This is a genomic window from Myxococcus llanfairpwllgwyngyllgogerychwyrndrobwllllantysiliogogogochensis, assembly GCF_006636215.1.
Lineage (GTDB): Bacteria > Myxococcota > Myxococcia > Myxococcales > Myxococcaceae > Myxococcus > Myxococcus llanfairpwllgwyngyllgogerychwyrndrobwllllantysiliogogogochensis.
In genome coordinates this window covers 1-18,076 of record NZ_VIFM01000022.1, presented here as the reverse complement: position 1 = coordinate 18,076, position 18,076 = coordinate 1, and the positions used below count along the sequence as shown (strand labels likewise).

Genomic DNA, 18,076 nt, shown 5'->3' with positions numbered 1-18,076 from the left:
TGGGGGTGTTGCGTGGCGGGCGCGGGGGCCCATCAGGAATGGCCATCGCCAGGGCAGGGGGTTATGAGGCGGACCCCCTCTTTGCTCGGGTCGTCCCGCACCGCCTATGTCCCTCGTCGAAGGTCTGAAGGTCCGCTACCTCCCGCAGCCCGAATGGGGTGTGGGACACCTGCTGTCGCTCCAGGAAGAAGGCGCCAAGGCGCTCGTCGTCTTCCCCGCTCGGGAGGACGCCCCGGTGCTGGTGTCCACCAAGGGCGGCGCCCTGGTGTCGTATCCGCTGCCACCGGGTGAGCCGGTGCTGACGTACAAGGGGCGGCTGGCCCTCGTCGTGGCCGAGGAGCCGGGCGCGCGAGGCCTGCGCCGCTACGTGTTGCGCTACGCGGACACGGGCGAGGAGGACGAGCTGCCGGAGTCGGAGGTGCGCGCGCTGCCCCCGCGCTCGGACCTCTTGTCCACGCTGCGCGAGGGCCGCGTGGGTGAGGCCCGCGCCTTCACGCTGCGCAAGCAGGCCCTGGTCCTGGACGACGAGCGCCGCTGTGACGCGCTGGGCGCGCTCCTGGCCAGCCGCATCATGGTGAAGCCGCACCAGGTGGGCGTGGTGCAGCGCGTGCTGTCCGCTCGCCGGCCGCGCTTCGTGCTCGCCGACGAGGTGGGCCTGGGCAAGACGATTGAAGCGGGCATGGTGTTCAGCGCACTGCGCCTGTCGGGCCTCGTGCGTCGGTGTCTGGTGGTGGCGCCCAGCCACCTCACCGTGCAGTGGTTGGTGGAGCTGTTCCACAAGTTCAACCAGCTCTTCACGCTGATGGACTCGGACCGCTACGCGCAGTCGCTCAAGGAGGTGCCGGATGTCTCCCCGTGGGCGCGCTTCCCGCTGGTGGTGACGAGCCTGGAGCTGCTCTCCCGCAGCGAGGAGCACCGCCAGGAGCTCGGCGCCGAGGGCGCGTTCTGGGACCTGGTCATCATCGACGAGGCGCACCACCTCAAGGGTGAGCGGGCCTTCGAGGCCGCGCGGGTGCTGGCGAAGAACTCCTGGGGCCTGTTGCTGCTCACGGCCACGCCCATGCAACTGGACCCGGCCGAGTACCACGGGCTGCTCACGCTGATTGACGCGGCCACCGCGCCCAGCGTCGCGGGCTTCGAGGAGCGCCTGGCGCGCCAGGAGGAGCTGTCCACCGCGGTGCGCGCACTCATGGAGGGCGGCAAGGGCAAGCCCGACGCGGCGGTGAAGGCGCTGGCGAAGCGCTTCCCCGAGGACGCGCGGCTCAAGACGCTCAAGGAGCCGCAAGCCCTGCTCCAGCACCTGGCGGAGACGTACAGCCTGAGCGACAGGCTGGTGCGTAACCGTCGTGCGGTGGTGGGTGGTTTCTCCACGCGCAGGCTGCATCGCCACCCGGTGACGCTGCCGGCGGAGGAGCTGAAGGTCCGCGACGCGGCGCTCGCCACGTTGGCGGCGGGCACGCTGCGGGGCGCGCCGCTGGGCAACGTGCTGCGCCGGCTGGAGTCGAGTCCCGCGGCCTTCGCGGGCGCGGTGCGGTCCAACCCGGTGTTGAAGGCGCAGTCAGAGGTGCTGAAGCTGCCCTCGCGCGACGCGAAGTTCGGCGCGTTCCTGGGGGTGCTGCGCGGCGTGTGGAAGGCGGAGCCCGCGGCCAAGGTGCTCGTCTTCACGGAGAGCCGGGACACGCTGGAGATGCTCCAGGCGGAGCTGGGGCGCGAGGGCGTGGAGGCGCTGGGCTACCACGGCGACCTGCCGCTCTTGGAGCGCGACAGGCAGGTGGCGCGCTTCCGGGGGCCGGAAGGTCCGAAGGTATTGCTGTGCACGGAAGTGGGCGGCGAGGGCCGCAACTTCCAGTTCGCGCACCACCTGGTCCACTACGATTTGCCCTGGAGCCCGGCCACGGTGGAGCAGCGCATTGGCCGGTTGGACCGCATCGGCCAGACGCACCCGGTGGAGATTCACGTCTTCGACTCGGTGGGCACGCTGGCGTCGGACGTGCTGACGCTGCTGGCGGACGCCGTCGGCGTCTTCGGCGAGACGGTGGGCGGCCTGGACGCGGTGCTGGAGGAGGTGGAGGACCGGCTCGCGGAGCTGGCGCTCCTGCCGCGCGAGGCGCGCGTGTCCTACGCCGCCGAGCTGAAGGCCAAGGTCGAATCAGCGCGCGAGCAGGTGAAGCGCGCGTATGACCCGCTGCTGGACGTGCGCAGCTTCGACCGGCCCGCGGTGGAGCGGCTGGTGAAGCGCGCGCAGGAGCGGATGGGGCTCGAACCCGACGAGGACGAGGACGGCGAGGCGCCCGGCGTGGAGGACGGCCTGTGGAGCGTCGCGCGCGACTTGGACGAGCGGCTGGAAGAAACCGTCGCGGAGCTGGCGCGGCGGGTGGGCATTGGCGTGGACATCGACGAGCAGGTGGAGGCCTTCCAGGTGGCCTTCCAGTTCGGTCACGCGCTGAAGGTGGACGGGCTGCCGGGGCTGGACGTCATGGAGGACCACACGCGGCTGGGCACCTTCTGGCGCGACACGGCGGTGGAGGCGGAGGAGCTGGAGTACTTCGCCACCGGGCACCCCCTGGTGGAGGCCCTCTTCGGCTTCCTGCGCGACGGCCCCTATGGGCGCAGCGCCTTCCGCTTCATCGAGAAGCGCGGGCCGCTGAAGGCGCGTGGGGTGGAGCTGCTCTACCACGTGCAACTCCCGGAGCCGGAGGACACCTCCCCGGGTGCGCGTGTGCCCAGCCGTCAACTGGCGCGCTTCCTGGAGCGCACCCTGCTGCACGTGGCCGTGGTGGACGGCGGAGCGGCGGGGCCCAAGGTGGAGGACTCGCTGATCCCCGCGCTGGAGGCCGACGGCAAGTCGCTCAAGGGCGACGAGGTGTCACGCGCCTTCCCGGGCTTCGACGCCTTCGTGGACGCGGCGGTGCCAGTGGGCCAGCGGGGCGCCGAGGCGGCCCTGGCGAAGCTCACCACCTCCGCGCGCGAGGCCATTGAAGCCGAGCGGGACTCCGCCCTGGAGCGCCTCCGGCTGTCCCTGGACCATCAGGGCCTGTCCGACGATGCTCTCGCTGCCCAGCTCGGCGCCGAACACTCGCACTACGAGCGGTTGCTCCAGGCCCTGAGTGGGTCCAAGGTGACTCTCGACTCCGCCTGCGGGTTCGTCATCAATCGCTGAGAATCCTCTCGGCGGGAAAGAAGTTGTGACGCGAGGTGTCAATTTGCTGATGCAGACAGTCCCACTGTGTCGTTGACAGTGGGACTGGGTACTGACTTTGGTTACCGGTCCACTTGACCGATTCCTCAATCAACAAGATTCAGGGAATTGAGTGATGTATGGTTCCCCGCGCCACGTCACCCACATCCAAGCAATCCGGACAGGCAGCGGTGGAAGCGGCTTTGACGCTCCCGCTGGTCGTGTTCCTGGTGTTGGGGACGCTGCAGCTCTTCATGATGCTGCAGGCGCGCATCCTCGCGCAGGTGGCGGTGTACCGGGCGGTGCGGGCGGGCAGCCTCAATCACGGTGACTGCCTGCCGATGATGCACGCGGCGATGGTGACGATGCTGCCGTCCATCGTCCGCACGGACAGCCCCCAGATTCTGGCGGACGCGTTCCGGATGCGGCGGGACAACGAGTACCGGGTGATGAGTTCCTACGGGAACCTCTTCAACGGGCCCATGGTGGAGATTGTCCGCGACTCGCCGGACCCCGCGTGGGTGAACGCGCTCGCGGGCAACGAGGACCTGCTCTTCGACCAGCCCACGGACAACGACGCGGCGCTCGACAACCGCACGTTGGAGATCCGCATGGTGGCCTGGTACTACATGCGCATCCCCTTCGCGAACTGGGTGATGAGCCGGATGTTCCTGGCCCACTTCGGACTGCGAAACTACACGGCCACCAATCCGCTGATGCCGGCGCAGAAGCGCTCGGACTGGTGGAACGACGAGGCGCCGCCGCTCGGGCCGAATGACTGGCCGGGTGGCGCGCTGGACGAGCGCATGGTGACGTGGAGCAACCGGGGACACTTCGTCTTCCCCATCCAGGTCCACGCGGCGATGCGGATGATGACGCCAGTGATGGCCGACAACTTCTCGCGAGGTGCCGAATGTCCCGTTACCGGCTTCTGAAGACCTCGCGAGGGCAGGCCCTCGTGCTGTTCGCGCTGACGCTGCTCTTGCTCGCGCTGATGGTGCTGATGACGCTGGGCTTCGGCATGCGCGCCAAGGAGCGCGTCGAAATCCAGATGGCCGCGGACGCGGCGGCGTACAGCCAGGCGGTGGCGACGGCGCGCACGTTCAACGCGATTTCGGTGATGAACCGCGCGCAGGTGGCCCACATGGTGGCCATGGCCGGCACGCAGGCGCTCATCAGCCGCAGCAGCCAGGTCTACGCGGCCCACCTGGTCTGCACGCCCGTCTTCACGCCGGTGGTGTGGGAGTTGATGGACAAGGCCGCCGCCACGCAGGTGAAGGTGCTCCAGGGCAGCGCGGGCAACCTCTACCGCGCGGGGCTGAACATCTACGGCCATCTGCTGCGTGAGCACATCTCCGAGCAGCGGCTCGCGCTGCGCATCGCCCGGGGCGCGAACCCGGAGCTGGAGGCCACGCCGGATGGTTCGGGCAAGAGCTTTCAGGAACTCAACGGCGACGACGCGGTGCCCAACCACGAAGACCTGATGAACGCGGTACGACGCGGCGGTGGCGGGTGTGGCAGTGGCGCGGTGTGCGCGGTGGGCGGCAGCACGTCGGCGCACCTCAACGCCACCATGGGCAGCCTGGGTTGGACGTGGGTGCACAACCGGCCCACGGGCGGCGCGGGGTTTGGCACGGGCGGGGCCGCGCGGTCCGCGGCCTTCCGGCGCTACAGCGCGTCGGCGGAGATGGACCCTTCGACGTACACCACCGTGTCGGGCCGCAACTCCTCGGGGCATGACCATGCGACCGCCATCCTGCCCACGCGGTGTGCCAGCAACCCGCCCCCCATTCCGGTGCCGGTGACGGATGCGTGGGTGATGTCCGACGAGCAGCAGACGCCCGAGGACCAGCACGTGTATGGCCTGCGCCTGCCGCCCGGTCAGGCGCCGGAGGCCGGCGAGCCGCTGTTCGAGCGGCACACGCTGGGCGCCTGCGTTTCCTGCCCGGGCATCTGGCCGTTCGCCATGGGCTACAACGTGGACTCGCTGCAGCGGGGCGCGGGCAACCACTATGGGCAGCCGAAGCTGTACTCGGTGCTGCACCGTGACTACGGCAGCGATGCGCGGCGGCGGAGCCCGGACCCGTGGAACCTCTTCTTCCGGTTCAAGTTCTCCGCGGAGAACACGACGGAGTTCGACAACGCCATTCCGCTGGGGCGCTCGCGTCCCACGGGGCGTGAGAGCGTGCAGCGCAACCAGGTCGCGTTGTCGGCGGGCATCGTCTACTACCACCGGCCGCGCGCGGCGGGGCAGGGGGGGGGATGGCGTGAGCCGCCGAACTTCCTCAACCCGTTCTGGCGCGCCACCCTGGTGAGTCCAGAGGGCTCCACGGATGACAGGCCCGCGGCGAGTCTGGAAGCGGCGGGCTTCGCCGAGCACGGGCGGGTGTTGAGGGAGCTGGAGCAGGCGGGCTATCGCGGCGGCAGCCGGCGGGGAGCGGGGTACTGACATGCGCTCGCGAGCGGCACGAGGACAGTCCCTCATCGAGACGTCGCTGGGGTTGATGGTGTTCATCACCATCCTCCTGTTCGGCATCTACTTCGCGGAGGTGGGGGCGCTGACGCTGAAGGTGCAGGAGGCCGCGAACTTCGCGATGTGGAACGCGACGGGCCGTGTGATGCATGACCCGGAGGACCGTGAGTGGCAGCGCCCCTCGGCGGTGACGGGGGCCCTGGCGGAGGCGAACGGCCGCTATGTGGACTACGACGGCCGCAGCCGTATGGATGGCGCGGGTGGAGTGCCGCTCCAGTTGGCGATTGCGCGCGCGCAGCCCATCCGGGTGGACTGTGAGGCGGAGCTGCCCGACGGGGTGCCCACGCTGAGGCCGGCGGATGCCCAGGGGCCGCTGGCGTCCATGCGGGTGTTGTCGGAGGGGATGCGGTGCACGGCGTCCACGCAGCTTCGCGCCGAGCGCATCGGTCGCTTCATGGAGCCGAGCTTCTTCCAGGCGTCGCAGCGGCGCGCGGCGGCGACCTTCCGGGTGTGCGCGGCGGGGCGTGCGACGGGCGGCGAGTGCCGGGGGCGGTTTGGCTTGTTCCTGGATGACTGGGGCCTGTCGACGGTGGATGAGGGACGGGCCTGTCCGCTGAGCATGAACAGTGGGGCGGTCTGCGGCAATCGGGACTACTACCTCTGGGCGGAGCGTGTGTACCGGACGAATGGTGGAGGCGGTGGGGCGGGGTCGGCGCTCGCGGCGCTGGTGGGCTCGGAGTCGGTGAACGAGGACCAGTTCTTCATGAGCTTCCGGGGCGAGGAGGACCGCTACCAGGAGAACATCGGTGGGACGCACGCGGGTGGCCAGTCGGTCTGGGAGACGACGCCCTTCAGTGCGCCGAACCTGAATCGCCCGTACAACGTGGCCCGGCAGAACCGGTGGCTGGGCGGAGTGCGGGTGCGGTGAGGTCCGTGTTCGCCGCGCTGGTGCTGCTGAGCGTGGCCGCCGTGCATGCCGCGCCCGTGAACTCCAAGCCGGAGGAGGGCGCGAGCACCGCGTCCGCGAGTCCGAAGGTTGAATCCGGTGCGAACGCCGCGAAGTCGAGCGCTGCTTCTCCGAGTCCCAAAGTAGAAGCAGGCGCGAGCGCCGCGAAGTCGAGCGCCGCATCCGTGAGTCCGAAGGTCGAGGCAGGCGCGAGCGCCGCGACGAAGCCCGGCTCCGTGCCCACGAGCCCCAAGTCTGGAGCCGGCCCGAGCAGCGCACCCACGGGCGCGCCATCGCCGGACAGCGCGCCCCGCTTCGCCTGGCCGTCGATGCGCGTCCTGGAACAGGTGGACGCGAGTGAAGTGGTGGAAGCGGGCGGCGTGCCGGTGGTGCTTCGCGCGGTGGTGGTGAAGGAGCGCGCGGAAGACCTCATCCAGCGCTTCGCGGATGCCTTCCGTGCCGGCGGCCTCCATGTCCCTCCAGGCGCCGAGCAACCCCAGCTCGCGAGCGGCGCGGCCATGCTCACCGCCATCGACATGTACCGGGGCATCACCTTCACCGTCATCCTCCAGCCACAGGATGTCGGCGTCACGCTCGTCTACCTGGGCGAGGCCAACCACACCCTGCGCCGTGAACCAGGCACCGAGGGCGATGTCGCGTCACTGCCCCCAGGGGCCCGACAGGTCTTGCGCGTGAATGACGAGGGCTCGAGGACGCTGTCCTTCCTCGTGCCCATGTCCGCGGGCGAAGTGGATGCCTTCTACGCCCAGGCGCTGCGCCGCGATGGATGGCGCCGCGAGGACGGCGACCTGACGGTGTACACGCGCTCGGGCGAAGAGCTGCGCATCGTGCACGAGCCCGCGGAGGGCGGTCTGCGCTCCGTCGTGCTCGTCCACCGGGGCCGCTCCCCCGCGCCATAGTGACGGTCCACTCCGAGCCCTCAGTGCCCCGCGTGCGCGTGAAGCGCCACCGCGTTCCCCTCGGTGTCCTGGAGCACCGCGAACGACCCCAGGGCCCCGATGGACGTCTTCTCCACCAACACCTTGCCTCCCGCCTGGGCGACGCGGCGGATGGCGCCATCCAAATCGGAGCCCGCGTCCAGGAACACCCGGCTCCCCTCCAGCGAGGGACGCATGTGCGGCGAGTGGATGAGCGCTCCCGTCACATCCCCCTCCTGCTTCCGGGTGAAGACGGCGATGCGCGTGCCGTGGAAGTCCTCCACCTTCAGCGTGGTGGACAGGACGGACTCGTAGAAGCGCGTGGCGCGCGCCAGGTCGACGACGGGAATCTCGAACCAGTTCAGTCGGTGGGCCATGACAGGTCTCCAACTCGGCGGAAGTGCCGATGGGAGTCACCATGACCTCTGTTCCTGTCAGCCTTGTGTCAGGTTTGTTGCTCGCGACGGCGCGGCGTCCAACGCCCGCTCGCGGCCTCCTGCTTCAGGCGCGCAGCTTCTCGCGCAGCGTCTTGGCCCGGCCCTGCATGTCGGGGTCCATGCTGGTCAGCTCCACCGACTTCAGTCGCTGGTCCAGACTCTGCGGCACCTTCTTCGGCAGCTTGCCCTCTTCGGCCAGTCCCTCCAGCCGGGCCAGCGCCTTGTCGACGATGCGCTCGCGCGGATGGTCCAGCAGGCTGTCGAGGAAGTACGCGTCCTCGGGCAGCTCCGGGTACTTCTCCAGGTAGTCCACCACGGCCTTCACCCAGTCGGCGCGCGTCTCGGACTCCGTGACCTTCTGCATGGCCTGCTTCTGGGCCTTGCGCTTGCCCTCCGGGTCGAACGTCTTCGCCAGTCCCTCGGGAAGCTCGCCGCCGGTGAAGAGCGCATCCGCGGCGGTCTTGTACTTCTGGTAGCTCGCGCTGCGCTCAATCTTCTGCTGCGCGGGGTCATCCTGGCGGGAGTGGTACTTGCTGCCCTTGGCGCGCCCCGCGTCGATTTCTCGCCACGTCTTGTCGCGCTTCCCGGAGAAGCCGCCGCCGCCGTTGTCGTCCCTGTCCTTGGCCATCCTTCATCTCCCCTTGCGTGCGCCCCAGAGCGCCGCGAGTCCACTGCGGACGAGGGTGCGCACCGCCTCCAGCTCCTGTGCGGTCAGGGGCTGCTCCTCGTCCTGCTCCGCCTCGAAGAGCGCCTCGTCCGCATACGTCCGCAGGGACTGGGGCACCGGTGGAGCCGTCGTGTCCGCCACCAGCGCCGCCGGGCGCACCGAAGCGACTCCCGGCGACCACCCCAGCTCCAGCATGGCGTACAGCTCGAAGAGCAGGTGGCGGGCGACTCCGTATCCTTCGTCCGTGAGCCCCGCGGCGTCAAGCGCGCCCAGCAAGGCATCCTGCCGGTTCTCGAAGGAGTGCATCAGCCGCGTGCGCGCCTTCTCGTCGTCCTCCAGGTAACGCCAGGCCGCCTCGACGAATTCGCCCGTGGGCTCGTCCGGGTGGAAGGCTTGCGGCAGGGGAGCCTTGACCTTCTTCGGCCGGGGCGGCCGGGGGCCATCCTCCAGGCGCACCGCGCGCCCCTCTTCCACCAGGTCCCAGAGGCCCAGCAGGTTCTGGTACAGCAGCCGGGCGATGTCGGGCGAGGGGAAGCGCGGCTCCTCCTCGAACAGCCCGGGGATGACGTCGCTGTGCGGGCGCCCCTCGGCGTGGGCCGCCTGCATGCGGGCGAGCACCTCCGCGGTGTCGCAGGGGCTGCCGGACACCTCCAGCAGTCCGTCGAGTGTCTGCGCGCCCTCGAACTCGCGCGTGAAATCGGCACCTCTGTCCTTGGAGCGGCTCATGGCGGCGGGGACGCTTACCCCGGCGGACAGCCGAGCGCACGCGGCATCAGTGCTCCTCGGGCCACTCGCCCATCAGCGCGTCCTGGCGCTCCTTGGGATTGGAGGTCCACTCGAAGTCCTCCGGGACGTAGCCGCCGCCGTGCTGGCGTTCGCCGTCCCAGCTCACCTGCGCGGTGAGGAAGTGTTCGTCCGGCTCACCCGTCACCTCGGCGCGGTTGCCGGGAACGGTGAAGGGCGTGTCCAGGGGTTCGTCGGGGATGATGATGGCCATGGTGGGGCTCCGCGCGGAGGCGCTCTGACGCCAGATGTCCGCTGGCGCACGCGCCCGGTGCTTCGTCGTTCAACCTGGGCAGGCGGACGCGGACACGGGAGCGGGTGGGAGCGAGCGGGCGTGGGCACGGCCGCCTTCCGTTTCCGACCCGACGCCCCTAGTCTCCGGCTCCTGATGGCCGAGTCCTCGCCCGAGACGTTGAAGACCGCGGTGCAAGCACTCTCCCGCGTTCACGCGGTGGAGGGCCCGCCGGGAGAGAATGGCCTGCGCACCGTCTGGCACATGGGCACCGACGGCGCGGAGCTGATGTCCCAGGTGGACTCGGACGGCCGGGTGCGGCGGCAGGAGCTGACGCTGCTGGAGGACCATTACATGTGGGCCAGCGGCGAGGGCGTGCGCACCGGCCGCGTGGAGTCCGAAGGTGAGCGCGCCCGTCCCGCGGCGGCCGTGGTGAAGGCGGACCCTCAACTGGTTCCCCACCGGTTGGTGCGAGCCGCCCAGGCGATGGGCACGTACACCGGGCAGGACCGCTACATCCTGCACATGCAGCGCGTGCTGGCGCTGGCCCGCGAGGGGCTGGAGATGGCGGGTGCGGGCATCATCCTGCGCGAGGCGCAGCGTCCGTCGGAGCCCACGCTGCCCTCGCTGGAGGCGCCGTCACCCGCGCCCGCCCTCGCGCCGGCGGCTCCGCTGCGATACGTGCACGGCGCGCCTCACCCGGAGGAGGTGACACCGCCGGAAGCTCGTGGCTCCGAGGGGGTCATCATGCTCGTCGTGTTCGGCGTGGGCGTGGTGGCCGGGGTCCTGTTGCTCATCTGGCTGCTCTGAGCCGGAGCGACGTCGAGCCCCAGCAGCCGCAGCATGTCCAGCGTGGTGGGCACCGCGCCCCGGTTCCGGGGCAGGGTGATGTGCGCGTTCTCGGCCACGGATTGCACCGGGTGCACATCCATCACCAGCAGGGCCGTCACGGCGGCCGCGGGCACCAGCCGGGGTGCCCAGCGAGGCGTGAGACGTGAGGCCTCGCGGCCACTGCCTCGCACCACCAGCATGATGCCCAGCACCGCCAATACCGACGTGCACAGCCAGCGCACCTCACGCAGTCGCGTGGCGACCTCCATGCCCGTGGCCACCCACTCCTCACGCGCCGATTCGGGCACCTGTCCCAGCCCGGTGAGCATCTCGAGGAAGTGCCGCGCCTCCAGCGCGCCCACCACCGCCACCGAGCCCAGCGCCGCCGTCACCCCGCTGGCGAGCAGCAGTCCCCGGCCGCGCCTGCGCCCTCCGGCTTCCTCCGCGCACGACGGACCAAAGCGCGCCAGCGCGAGCCCCAGCGCGAGCCCCAGGAGCAGCGCGGCGCTCGTCCACGCACCCAGCAGCCGGGGCGCCATGGCGTGGCCGGTGCTCGTCGCGACGTCCAGCACCGTGGCCTGGGTGGACAGGCGCGTCAGGCCGGACATGGCGCGGCCCACCAGGACCTCCGTGCCCAGCAGCCCCACCATCCACGGGAGGGTGGCCATGCCCAACATGACGGCGAGCGGCACACGCCGCCCCAGCCCCGTGCCAGCCAACGCGAGCGACAGCAGGGGCAACTCAATGAGTAGGGCCAACGCCACCACGGCGGCGAAGGGACCGGCGGCATCCACCGTGCCCGCAAGGGCCTCGGGACCATGCAGCAGAGGTGCAAGCGTGAAGCACCACAGGAACACGGTAACGGGCACGGACGAGGCCACCGAGAGCCCGGGCATGAAGCGGAGCCGCAGAGTAACAAGCATTCCAGGAGAGACTAGTCTCTCCGGGTAATTCTTGGAATTCAGACTGGGGGACGACCGACCAGCCAGTAGACGACGCTGGAGAGGGCTCCGGCGACAGGAGACACGAGCACACCCAGCAGGTAGAGGCCGGGACAGTCGCCTTCGGTGCAGCCGATGCGGCTGTAGGCGAGGGCGCCGGCGAGCAGCAGCGGGACGTGCATGCCGATGAGGAAGATGCCGGCGCCGCGCACGACGAGCCCCCGGTACCAGGTGCGTGTCCACAATCGGAAGACGATGGGGACCAGGACCAGGGTGCCGGTGGCCGCGGCGGCGAGCGCGAGGTGGCGCGCGGACACGGCCACACACGCCAGGGCCGCGAGGGCCAGCGCGGGCACGAGCAGCAACGCGTTGAGGGACAAGGGCTCCCGATGACGCATCAGACAGGGGAACGCTGGCAGAGCCCGCGTGTGCAGGCAAGCGGCGCGGTGGGGGAATGTCCCCGGGTCCGCTTCCGCCAGGCCCGCGCGGTCGCCATCAACGTCTGAGTGAACGAGAACCCATCGTGCCGCCGACGTCGCTACGCCGCGACGGCGCCTTCGCCCAGCAGCCGCAGGTAGCGGCCCCGCAGCGCGAGCAGCTCCGCGTGTGTGCCTGACTCCACCACGCGGCCCTCCTCCACCACGGCAATCACATCCGCGTCGCGCACGGTGGACAGCCGATGTGCAATCACCAGCACCGTGCGGCCGCGCATCAGCGTCTCCAGCCCCGCGCCCACCGCCGCCTCGCTCGCCGCGTCCAGCGCGCTGGTGGGCTCGTCCAGCAGCAGCACCGACGGCTTGCACAGGAACGCGCGCGCCAGCGCCAGCCGCTGCCGTTGCCCGCCCGACAGCCGGCTGCCTCGCTCGCCCACGGACTCGTCGAGCCCTCCAGGCAGCGCGCGCACGAAGTCCTCCGCGTGCGCCAGCGCGAGCGCCTCCCACAACTCCGCGTCCGTCGCTTCGGGCCGGCCCAGCCGCAGGTTGTGGCGCACCGTCCCGGAGAACAGCACCGGCTCCTGCGGCACCCACGCCACCTGTCCGCGCACGCTCGACGGCTTCAGCGACTCCAGCGGCGCGCCGTCCCACAGCACCCGTCCGCCCGACGATGGCAGGAAGCCCAGCAGCACGGAGAACAGCGTCGTCTTGCCGGCGCCCGACGGCCCCACCAGCGCCACGCGCTTGCCCGCGGGCACCACCAGGTCCACGCCCCGCAGCGCCTCGCGCCCGTCCTGATACGTGGCCTTCACGCCCTCCAGCACCAGCGCCTGTGACAGCGGATGGGCCGCATCCCCCGTGTCTGGAGGCGAGGGCTCATCCGCGATGGCGAACAGCCGCTCCGCCGCCGCCAGCCCCGTGAGCACCTGGGACAGCGTGCCGCTCAGGGATTTGACCGGCTGATACAACAGCAACGCGGCTGCGAGAAAGGACAAGAGCCGTCCCGCGAGTTCGGGGTCCGCGGACACCGCGCGCGCGCCCCACGCCACCGCCATGGCCACGCCGGCGATTCCGAGCAGCTCCACCGTGGGGCTCACCGCGCCGCGCAGGAACAGCGAGCGGCGCATCTCGCCCAGGTACTTGTCCGCCTCCACGTCGAAGGACTCGAGCGCGCGTGTCTGCCCGCCGTAGGCCTGCACCACCGGAAGGTTCTGCAGTTGCTCGGCCGTCAGCGACGTCAGCGCGCCCAGGCTCTGCAGCGAGCGGGCGGCGACCTTCTTCAGCGAGCGGGCGAAGCGATTGATGGGCAGCACGGTCACCGGCACCACGATGAACGTGAAGAGGAAAAGCTTCGCGTCGATGAGGAAGCACGTCGTCAGCAGGGCCACCGCTTGCAGCCCATCCTTCACGTACGATGACAACGCCTGCGTTATCGAGAACTCCACCAACGGCACGTCCGACGTGAAGCGAGACAACAGCTCGCCGGAGTGTCGCCGCTCGAAGAACGCGGGCGGCTGGCCGAGCAGTCGCCCGTAGAGAAATCCGCGCAGGTCCGCCATCACGCGCTGGCCCAGCCGCTGCATGAGCCCGCCCTGGAGGAACTGGGCCAGGGCCTTCACCAGCGCGAGCGCCACCACCACCAGCGGCAGTCGCCGCAACAACACATCGCCAGGCAGTGACACGCCGGCCACGGTGACGGGCTGGTCCGTGAGCACCGCGCGCAACAGCGGCCCGACGACCCAGGCATACGCGGAGGTCGCCGCGGCGGCGACGAGTGACGCGCAGACACCCGCCGCCAGCAGTTGGCGGTAGGGGCGCAGGTAGCCGAGGAGTCGGCGGTAGACGTGTGGGGAGGGACGAGGAGCCACTGTTTGGCGGCGGACTCTGTCACCGAGTCGCCAAGAGGTCCAAGTCTAGAGGGACGTGAAACGTCGTGCCTTGCCGCCTGCTTTCCCACCAGCCGTCATCAGCAGGCAGGCCCGTTCCGTTGCCCCCCTCCATCCCTGCGGACAGGTTCAGGGGAGCCATGGACACCAATAACGAAAAAGAGGTCCTTTTCAATCCGGGCTGCGAGCCGGTGGTTGAAGACGAGGAGCGTCGCCGGCTCCTGTGGCTCATGGCCGAGTACTTCCGCACCATCGGGTACACGGACATCAAGGCCCGTCTCCCTGGATTCATGCCGCCTCCCATCCTGTCGGGCACCATCGAGGACCATCGTCCCGACTTCACCTGCCGCCAGTCCGACTCGGCGCGCACGCCCATCATCCTGGAGATTGTCACCCCGGGCATGGTGGACGAGCCGACCGCGGAGAACCGGTGGAGCCTGCTGGCCAGCGCCGCCAAGCTCTACAACGCGGAGCTGCACTTCGTGGTGCCCAAGTGGGCGTCCAACGGAGCGGTGGATCCGGCGCTCAAACGCAGGCTGGCCCGGATGGAGCTGACCGCCAACCGCGTGTGGACCGTCTAGTCCTCCCGCCCCTACCCTGACCGCCCCGTCTCTCTTCAAGCCGCCCGGTGGCCTCCATGGCCCCCGGGCGGCCTTGGTTTTGCCCCTTGGATTGCTGGCGCGTTCCGCTGCGTTATAGTGACTCAGAGTTTTTCGCGGCGTCAAAAAGTCCAGCAAATTCCAGGGGTTGAAGCGAATGCCAGCAGCGGCGGCCGGTCAGAAACGCGACTATTACGAGATCCTGGGCGTCCAGAAGACCGTCTCCGCGCAGGAGCTGAAGAGCGCGTTTCGCAAAGTGGCGCTCCAGTACCATCCGGATCGCAACCCGGGAAACAACGAGGCCGAGGAGAAGTTCAAGGAAGCCTCGGAAGCCTACGAAGTGCTCAGTGACCCTGACCGGCGGGCGAAGTACGACCGCTTCGGGCACTCGGGCAACCCGTTCGAGGGCTTTGGTGGCGCCGGCGGCGGGTTCCAGGGCGTCAACATCAACGACATCTTCGGCGAGATTTTCGGCGACATCTTCGGCGGTGGCCGCGGGGGTGGGCGCCGCACCAGCTCGCGTGGCGCGGACCTGCGCTACAACCTGGAAATCACCTTCGAGGAGGCCGCGTTCGGCAGCCGTCCCAAGGTGACGATTCCGCGGCCGAAGAAGTGTGAGACGTGCACGGGCTCGGGCAGCAAGAGCGGCGCGGGCCCTCGCGCGTGTGGAACGTGCGGAGGCAGCGGAGAGCTGCGCTACACGCAGGGCTTCTTCGCGGTGTCGCGTCCCTGCGGGGACTGCGGCGGCACGGGCGCGGTGGTGCCGGACCCCTGCGCGCGCTGCAAGGGCTCCGGGAAGACGCCCTCCGAAGAGGTGATTGAGGTCGCCATCCCCGCGGGCGTGGACAACGGCACGCGGGTGCGGCTGACGGGCATGGGCGAGCCGGGAGACCGCGGCGGCCCCGCCGGAGACCTCTACGTCACCGTCATCGTCAAGGAGCACCCGCTCTTCCAGCGTGAGGAGTACGAGGTCTTCTGCGAGGTGCCCATCTCCTTCACCCATGCGGCGCTGGGCGCGAAGATCGACGTCCCCACGCTCGATGGGAAGGTGAAGATGACCATCCCCGCGGGCACCCAGTCCGGGAAGGTCTTCCGGCTCAAGAGCAAGGGCATCCCCCACCTGCACAGCCAGCAGCGGGGAGATCAGCACGTGCGCGTCGTCGTGGAGACGCCCACGGAGCTGTCCTCCAAGCAGCGCGAGCTCCTGGAGAAGCTCGCGGAGCTGTCCGGTGAGGAGTCCCATCCGCAGTCCAAGAGCTTCTTCGCCAAGGTGAAGGAGCTGTTCGGCTGAGCGAAGCCGCGGTGCGCGGGTGAGCCACGGCCGGCCGCTCGCCCTGGGAGCAGGGCCTGGGCCGGCCCGTCGTGGCCCAGGGGCCGCGTGCGTGTGGCCCTGGCGCCGCGCCAACGTGAGGAAGTCAACGTCCAGGGGCCGTGGGCGGTCGGGCACGAGGGGTGCACAGCGGGAGGGGTTCCACGCGGAATCTTCTCCCCGCTCCGTTGTCGACGGAGGCGCATCGCCGCTGCTATGCACCCCACTGCCATGGAAGTCCTGCCCACCTTGCGCCGCTCGCTCCTCGTCGCGCTGGCCCTGCTGCTGACGGCCTGTCCTCGACCCTCACGCACCCCGCCTGCCGGTGGCGACACGGGAGAGGATGTCCCCACGGGAGATCCGTTCCCCAAGCGGCCCGCCGTCGAGGCGAGGAAGGACGCGACCGCGGACGCGGCGCTCGCCCAGGCGAGGCAGACGGCCCAGGCCACGCCCGACAAGAAGAAGGCCGCCGAGGCCTACCTGTCCGTGCGCAAGGCGTACCCCGCGACGACGGCGGGCCAGGACGCGCTCTACCAGGCCGGCGTCCTCTTCTTCGAGTCGAAGGACTACGTCAACGCGCGCAAGTCCTTCAACGAACTGCTCTTCGAGAACCCCCTCTACAACCAGGCCGAGGACGCCAAGCGCAAGCTGGCGCTGTCCGCCATGGAGGTGGGCGCCTACCGCGACGCGTACCAGACGCTGTCCAGCCTCGCCGAGCGCGCCGAGGGCGCCGAGCGTGAGCAGCTCCTGCGCGACGCGGCCCGGGCGGCCGAGGGCGCGGGGCTGTATGGGCAGTCGCTGACGCTGGCGGTGGAGCAGGCGGGGCAGGCGAAGACGCAGCAGGAGCGCGACGCGGCGGTGGCCCGGGTGGAGGCGCTGGTGGAGGGCCGCGCGGACTTCGTGGACATCGCGCGCGTGGCGGAGGGCCTGCCCGCGTCCAACCCGGCGTGGCCCGTGCTCACCTTCAAGCTGGCGCGCGTCTACTACCACCTGCGCGAGTGGACTCGGCTGGAGGAGACGCTCAACCGCTTCCTCGCGGAGGCGCCGCAGAGCCCCTTCGCGCCCCAGGCGCGGGAGCTGCTCGCGCGAGCCACGCGGCGCGTGGAGGCGAAGCCGAAGACGGTGGGCGTGCTCTTGCCCATGACGGGCCGCTACCAGCCCATCGGCGAGGCGGTGCTGCGCGGCATCCAGCTGGGCCTGGAGGGCAGCGACATCGAGCTGGTGGTGAAGGACACGCAGGGCGACGTCAACAAGACGGGCCAGGCGATGGAGCAGCTCGCCTTCGACGACGGCGCCATCGCGGTGCTGGGGCCGCTGCTCGGTGACGACTCCAAGCGCGCGGCGCTGGTGGCCGAGGAGCTCCAGCTTCCGCTGCTCACCATGACGCGCCAGGAGGGCGTCACGGACCTGGGCCCCTACGTGTTCCGCAACATGCTGACGAACGCCGCGCAGGCGGACGCCATCGCGGACTACGCCATCAACGTGAAGGGCTACAAGAAGTTCGCCCTCCTGTACCCGAACATCCCCTACGGAGTGGAGCTGGCGGACTCGTTCTGGGACCAGGTGACGGAGCGCGGCGGAGTCGTGCGGGGCGCGGAGCGCTACTCGCATGACCAGACGACCTTCACCACCGAGGCGAAGAAGCTGGTGGGCCGCTACTACCTGGAGGACCGCGGCGACTACGTCGAGGGCGTGAGGGACTTGCAGGGCGAGAACCTGGACGCCTTCCGTCGCCGCAAGGCGCTGGAGAAGGTGAAGAGTGGCGTGGAGCCCATCATCGACTTCGAGGCCATCTTCATGCCGGACGACTGGCGGCGGGTGAGCCTGGTCGCCCCGGCGCTGGCGGTGGAGGACATCGTCACCAACGCGTGCGACCCGCGCGATTTGGAGCGCATCCGCAAGACGACGGGCAAGAAGGAGCTGAAGACGGTGACGCTCTTCGGCGCCAACCAGTGGAGCAGCCCCAAGGGGCGCTCGGGCCTGCCGGAGTTGATTGAGCGCGGCGGCAAGTTCGTCACCTGCTCGGTGTACGTGGACGGCTTCTTCGTGGACTCGCAGCGGCCGGCGACGCGCACCTTCGTGCGCAAGTACCGGGAGGCCTACAAGCAGGAGACGGGCAAGGACCCGGGGCTCCTGGAGGCCATTGGTTACGACTCCGGGCGCATGCTTCGGCAGTTGGTGGAGAAGAAGGAGGGCGGGCCCCGCACGCGCGCGCAGATGCGTGACGCGCTGTCCAACCTGAAGGACTTCGACGGCGCCACCGGCCGCACCTCGTTCAACGAGAAGCGCGAGGCGGTGAAGCAGCTGTTCCTCTTGTCCATCGACAACAAGGGCGTCACCGAAATCAACGTGGACAAGGAGCGGGAGAAGGCGGCGTCGGGAGGCTCGGGTTCATGAGGCGGACGGCGGGGCTGCTGGCGGC

At 69.9% G+C, this 18,076-nt stretch carries 16 protein-coding genes; 9 read left to right on the top strand and 7 right to left on the bottom strand.

Annotation, left to right across the window (positions count from 1 at the left end; all coding sequences use genetic code 11):
• Positions 1-106: 106 nt before the first annotated feature.
• From FJV41_RS07875 to FJV41_RS53530, 5 genes are all read left to right on the top strand, one after another.
• The gene (locus FJV41_RS07875) at positions 107-3,160 is read left to right on the top strand and encodes a helicase-related protein (protein WP_141641802.1); all 3,054 of its coding nucleotides are present in this window, start codon (positions 107-109) and stop codon (positions 3,158-3,160) included.
• Positions 3,161-3,318: 158 nt separating this feature from the next.
• Positions 3,319-4,113: a TadE family protein gene (locus FJV41_RS07870; protein WP_141641801.1), complete on the top strand. Its 795-nt coding sequence runs from the start codon at positions 3,319-3,321 to the stop codon at positions 4,111-4,113.
• Positions 4,092-5,627: a pilus assembly protein gene (locus FJV41_RS07865; RefSeq protein ID WP_141641800.1), complete on the top strand. Its 1,536-nt coding sequence runs from the start codon at positions 4,092-4,094 to the stop codon at positions 5,625-5,627. Before FJV41_RS07870 ends, FJV41_RS07865 begins: the two co-directional genes overlap by 22 nt.
• Position 5,628: 1 nt before the next feature.
• Entirely contained in the window at positions 5,629-6,579 is a 951-nt protein-coding gene (locus tag FJV41_RS07860; protein WP_141641799.1) for a hypothetical protein, read from the top strand.
• A complete protein-coding gene (locus tag FJV41_RS53530) occupies positions 6,576-7,517 on the top strand; it encodes a hypothetical protein (protein WP_246137077.1) in 942 nt (313 codons plus the stop codon). The genes FJV41_RS07860 and FJV41_RS53530 overlap by 4 nt, the downstream gene beginning before the upstream one ends.
• A gap of 20 nt (positions 7,518-7,537) precedes the next feature.
• Here FJV41_RS53530 and FJV41_RS07850 read toward each other — a convergent pair whose 3' ends face one another.
• From FJV41_RS07850 to FJV41_RS07835, 4 genes are all read right to left on the bottom strand, one after another.
• Entirely contained in the window at positions 7,538-7,912 is a 375-nt protein-coding gene (locus tag FJV41_RS07850; protein WP_141641798.1) for a VOC family protein, read from the bottom strand.
• Positions 7,913-8,036: 124 nt separating this feature from the next.
• Positions 8,037-8,600: a hypothetical protein gene (locus FJV41_RS07845; protein ID WP_141641797.1), complete on the bottom strand. Its 564-nt coding sequence runs from the start codon at positions 8,598-8,600 to the stop codon at positions 8,037-8,039.
• A 3-nt stretch (positions 8,601-8,603) separates the two neighbouring features.
• On the bottom strand, positions 8,604-9,365 hold the full coding sequence (locus FJV41_RS07840) for a hypothetical protein (protein ID WP_141641796.1): 762 nt from the start codon (positions 9,363-9,365) through the stop codon (positions 8,604-8,606).
• Positions 9,366-9,411: 46 nt separating this feature from the next.
• Complete coding sequence (locus tag FJV41_RS07835) at positions 9,412-9,636, bottom strand: hypothetical protein (RefSeq protein ID WP_141641795.1); 225 nt, start codon at positions 9,634-9,636, stop codon at positions 9,412-9,414.
• 120 nt (positions 9,637-9,756) lie between these two features.
• On the opposite strand from FJV41_RS07835, the gene FJV41_RS07830 reads away from it, so the two are divergent.
• Positions 9,757-10,464: a hypothetical protein gene (locus tag FJV41_RS07830; RefSeq protein ID WP_246137076.1), complete on the top strand. Its 708-nt coding sequence runs from the start codon at positions 9,757-9,759 to the stop codon at positions 10,462-10,464.
• On the opposite strand, the gene FJV41_RS07825 is transcribed toward FJV41_RS07830, so the two are convergent.
• The 3 genes from FJV41_RS07825 to FJV41_RS07815 all read right to left on the bottom strand — a co-directional run bounded on the left by FJV41_RS07825 (position 10,350) and on the right by FJV41_RS07815 (position 13,728).
• Positions 10,350-11,408, bottom strand: a complete 1,059-nt coding sequence (locus FJV41_RS07825) for a hypothetical protein (protein WP_141641793.1) — start codon at positions 11,406-11,408, stop codon at positions 10,350-10,352. The genes FJV41_RS07830 and FJV41_RS07825 overlap by 115 nt on opposite strands.
• A 38-nt stretch (positions 11,409-11,446) precedes the next feature.
• Positions 11,447-11,806 carry a hypothetical protein gene (locus tag FJV41_RS07820; RefSeq protein WP_246137075.1) on the bottom strand — a complete coding sequence of 120 codons (360 nt, stop codon included), beginning with the start codon at positions 11,804-11,806 and terminating at the stop codon, positions 11,447-11,449.
• Positions 11,807-11,964: 158 nt separating this feature from the next.
• The gene (locus FJV41_RS07815) at positions 11,965-13,728 is read right to left on the bottom strand and encodes an ABC transporter ATP-binding protein (RefSeq protein ID WP_141641791.1); all 1,764 of its coding nucleotides are present in this window, start codon (positions 13,726-13,728) and stop codon (positions 11,965-11,967) included.
• 158 nt (positions 13,729-13,886) lie between these two features.
• On the opposite strand from FJV41_RS07815, the gene FJV41_RS07810 reads away from it, so the two are divergent.
• From FJV41_RS07810 to FJV41_RS07800, 3 genes are all read left to right on the top strand, one after another.
• The gene (locus tag FJV41_RS07810) at positions 13,887-14,327 is read left to right on the top strand and encodes a hypothetical protein (RefSeq protein ID WP_141641790.1); all 441 of its coding nucleotides are present in this window, start codon (positions 13,887-13,889) and stop codon (positions 14,325-14,327) included.
• A gap of 175 nt (positions 14,328-14,502) precedes the next feature.
• On the top strand, positions 14,503-15,636 hold the full coding sequence (gene dnaJ / locus FJV41_RS07805; RefSeq protein ID WP_141641789.1) for a molecular chaperone DnaJ: 1,134 nt from the start codon (positions 14,503-14,505) through the stop codon (positions 15,634-15,636).
• A 249-nt stretch (positions 15,637-15,885) separates the two neighbouring features.
• A complete protein-coding gene (locus FJV41_RS07800; protein ID WP_174457410.1) occupies positions 15,886-18,051 on the top strand; it encodes a penicillin-binding protein activator in 2,166 nt (721 codons plus the stop codon).
• Positions 18,052-18,076: the final 25 nt, after the last annotated feature.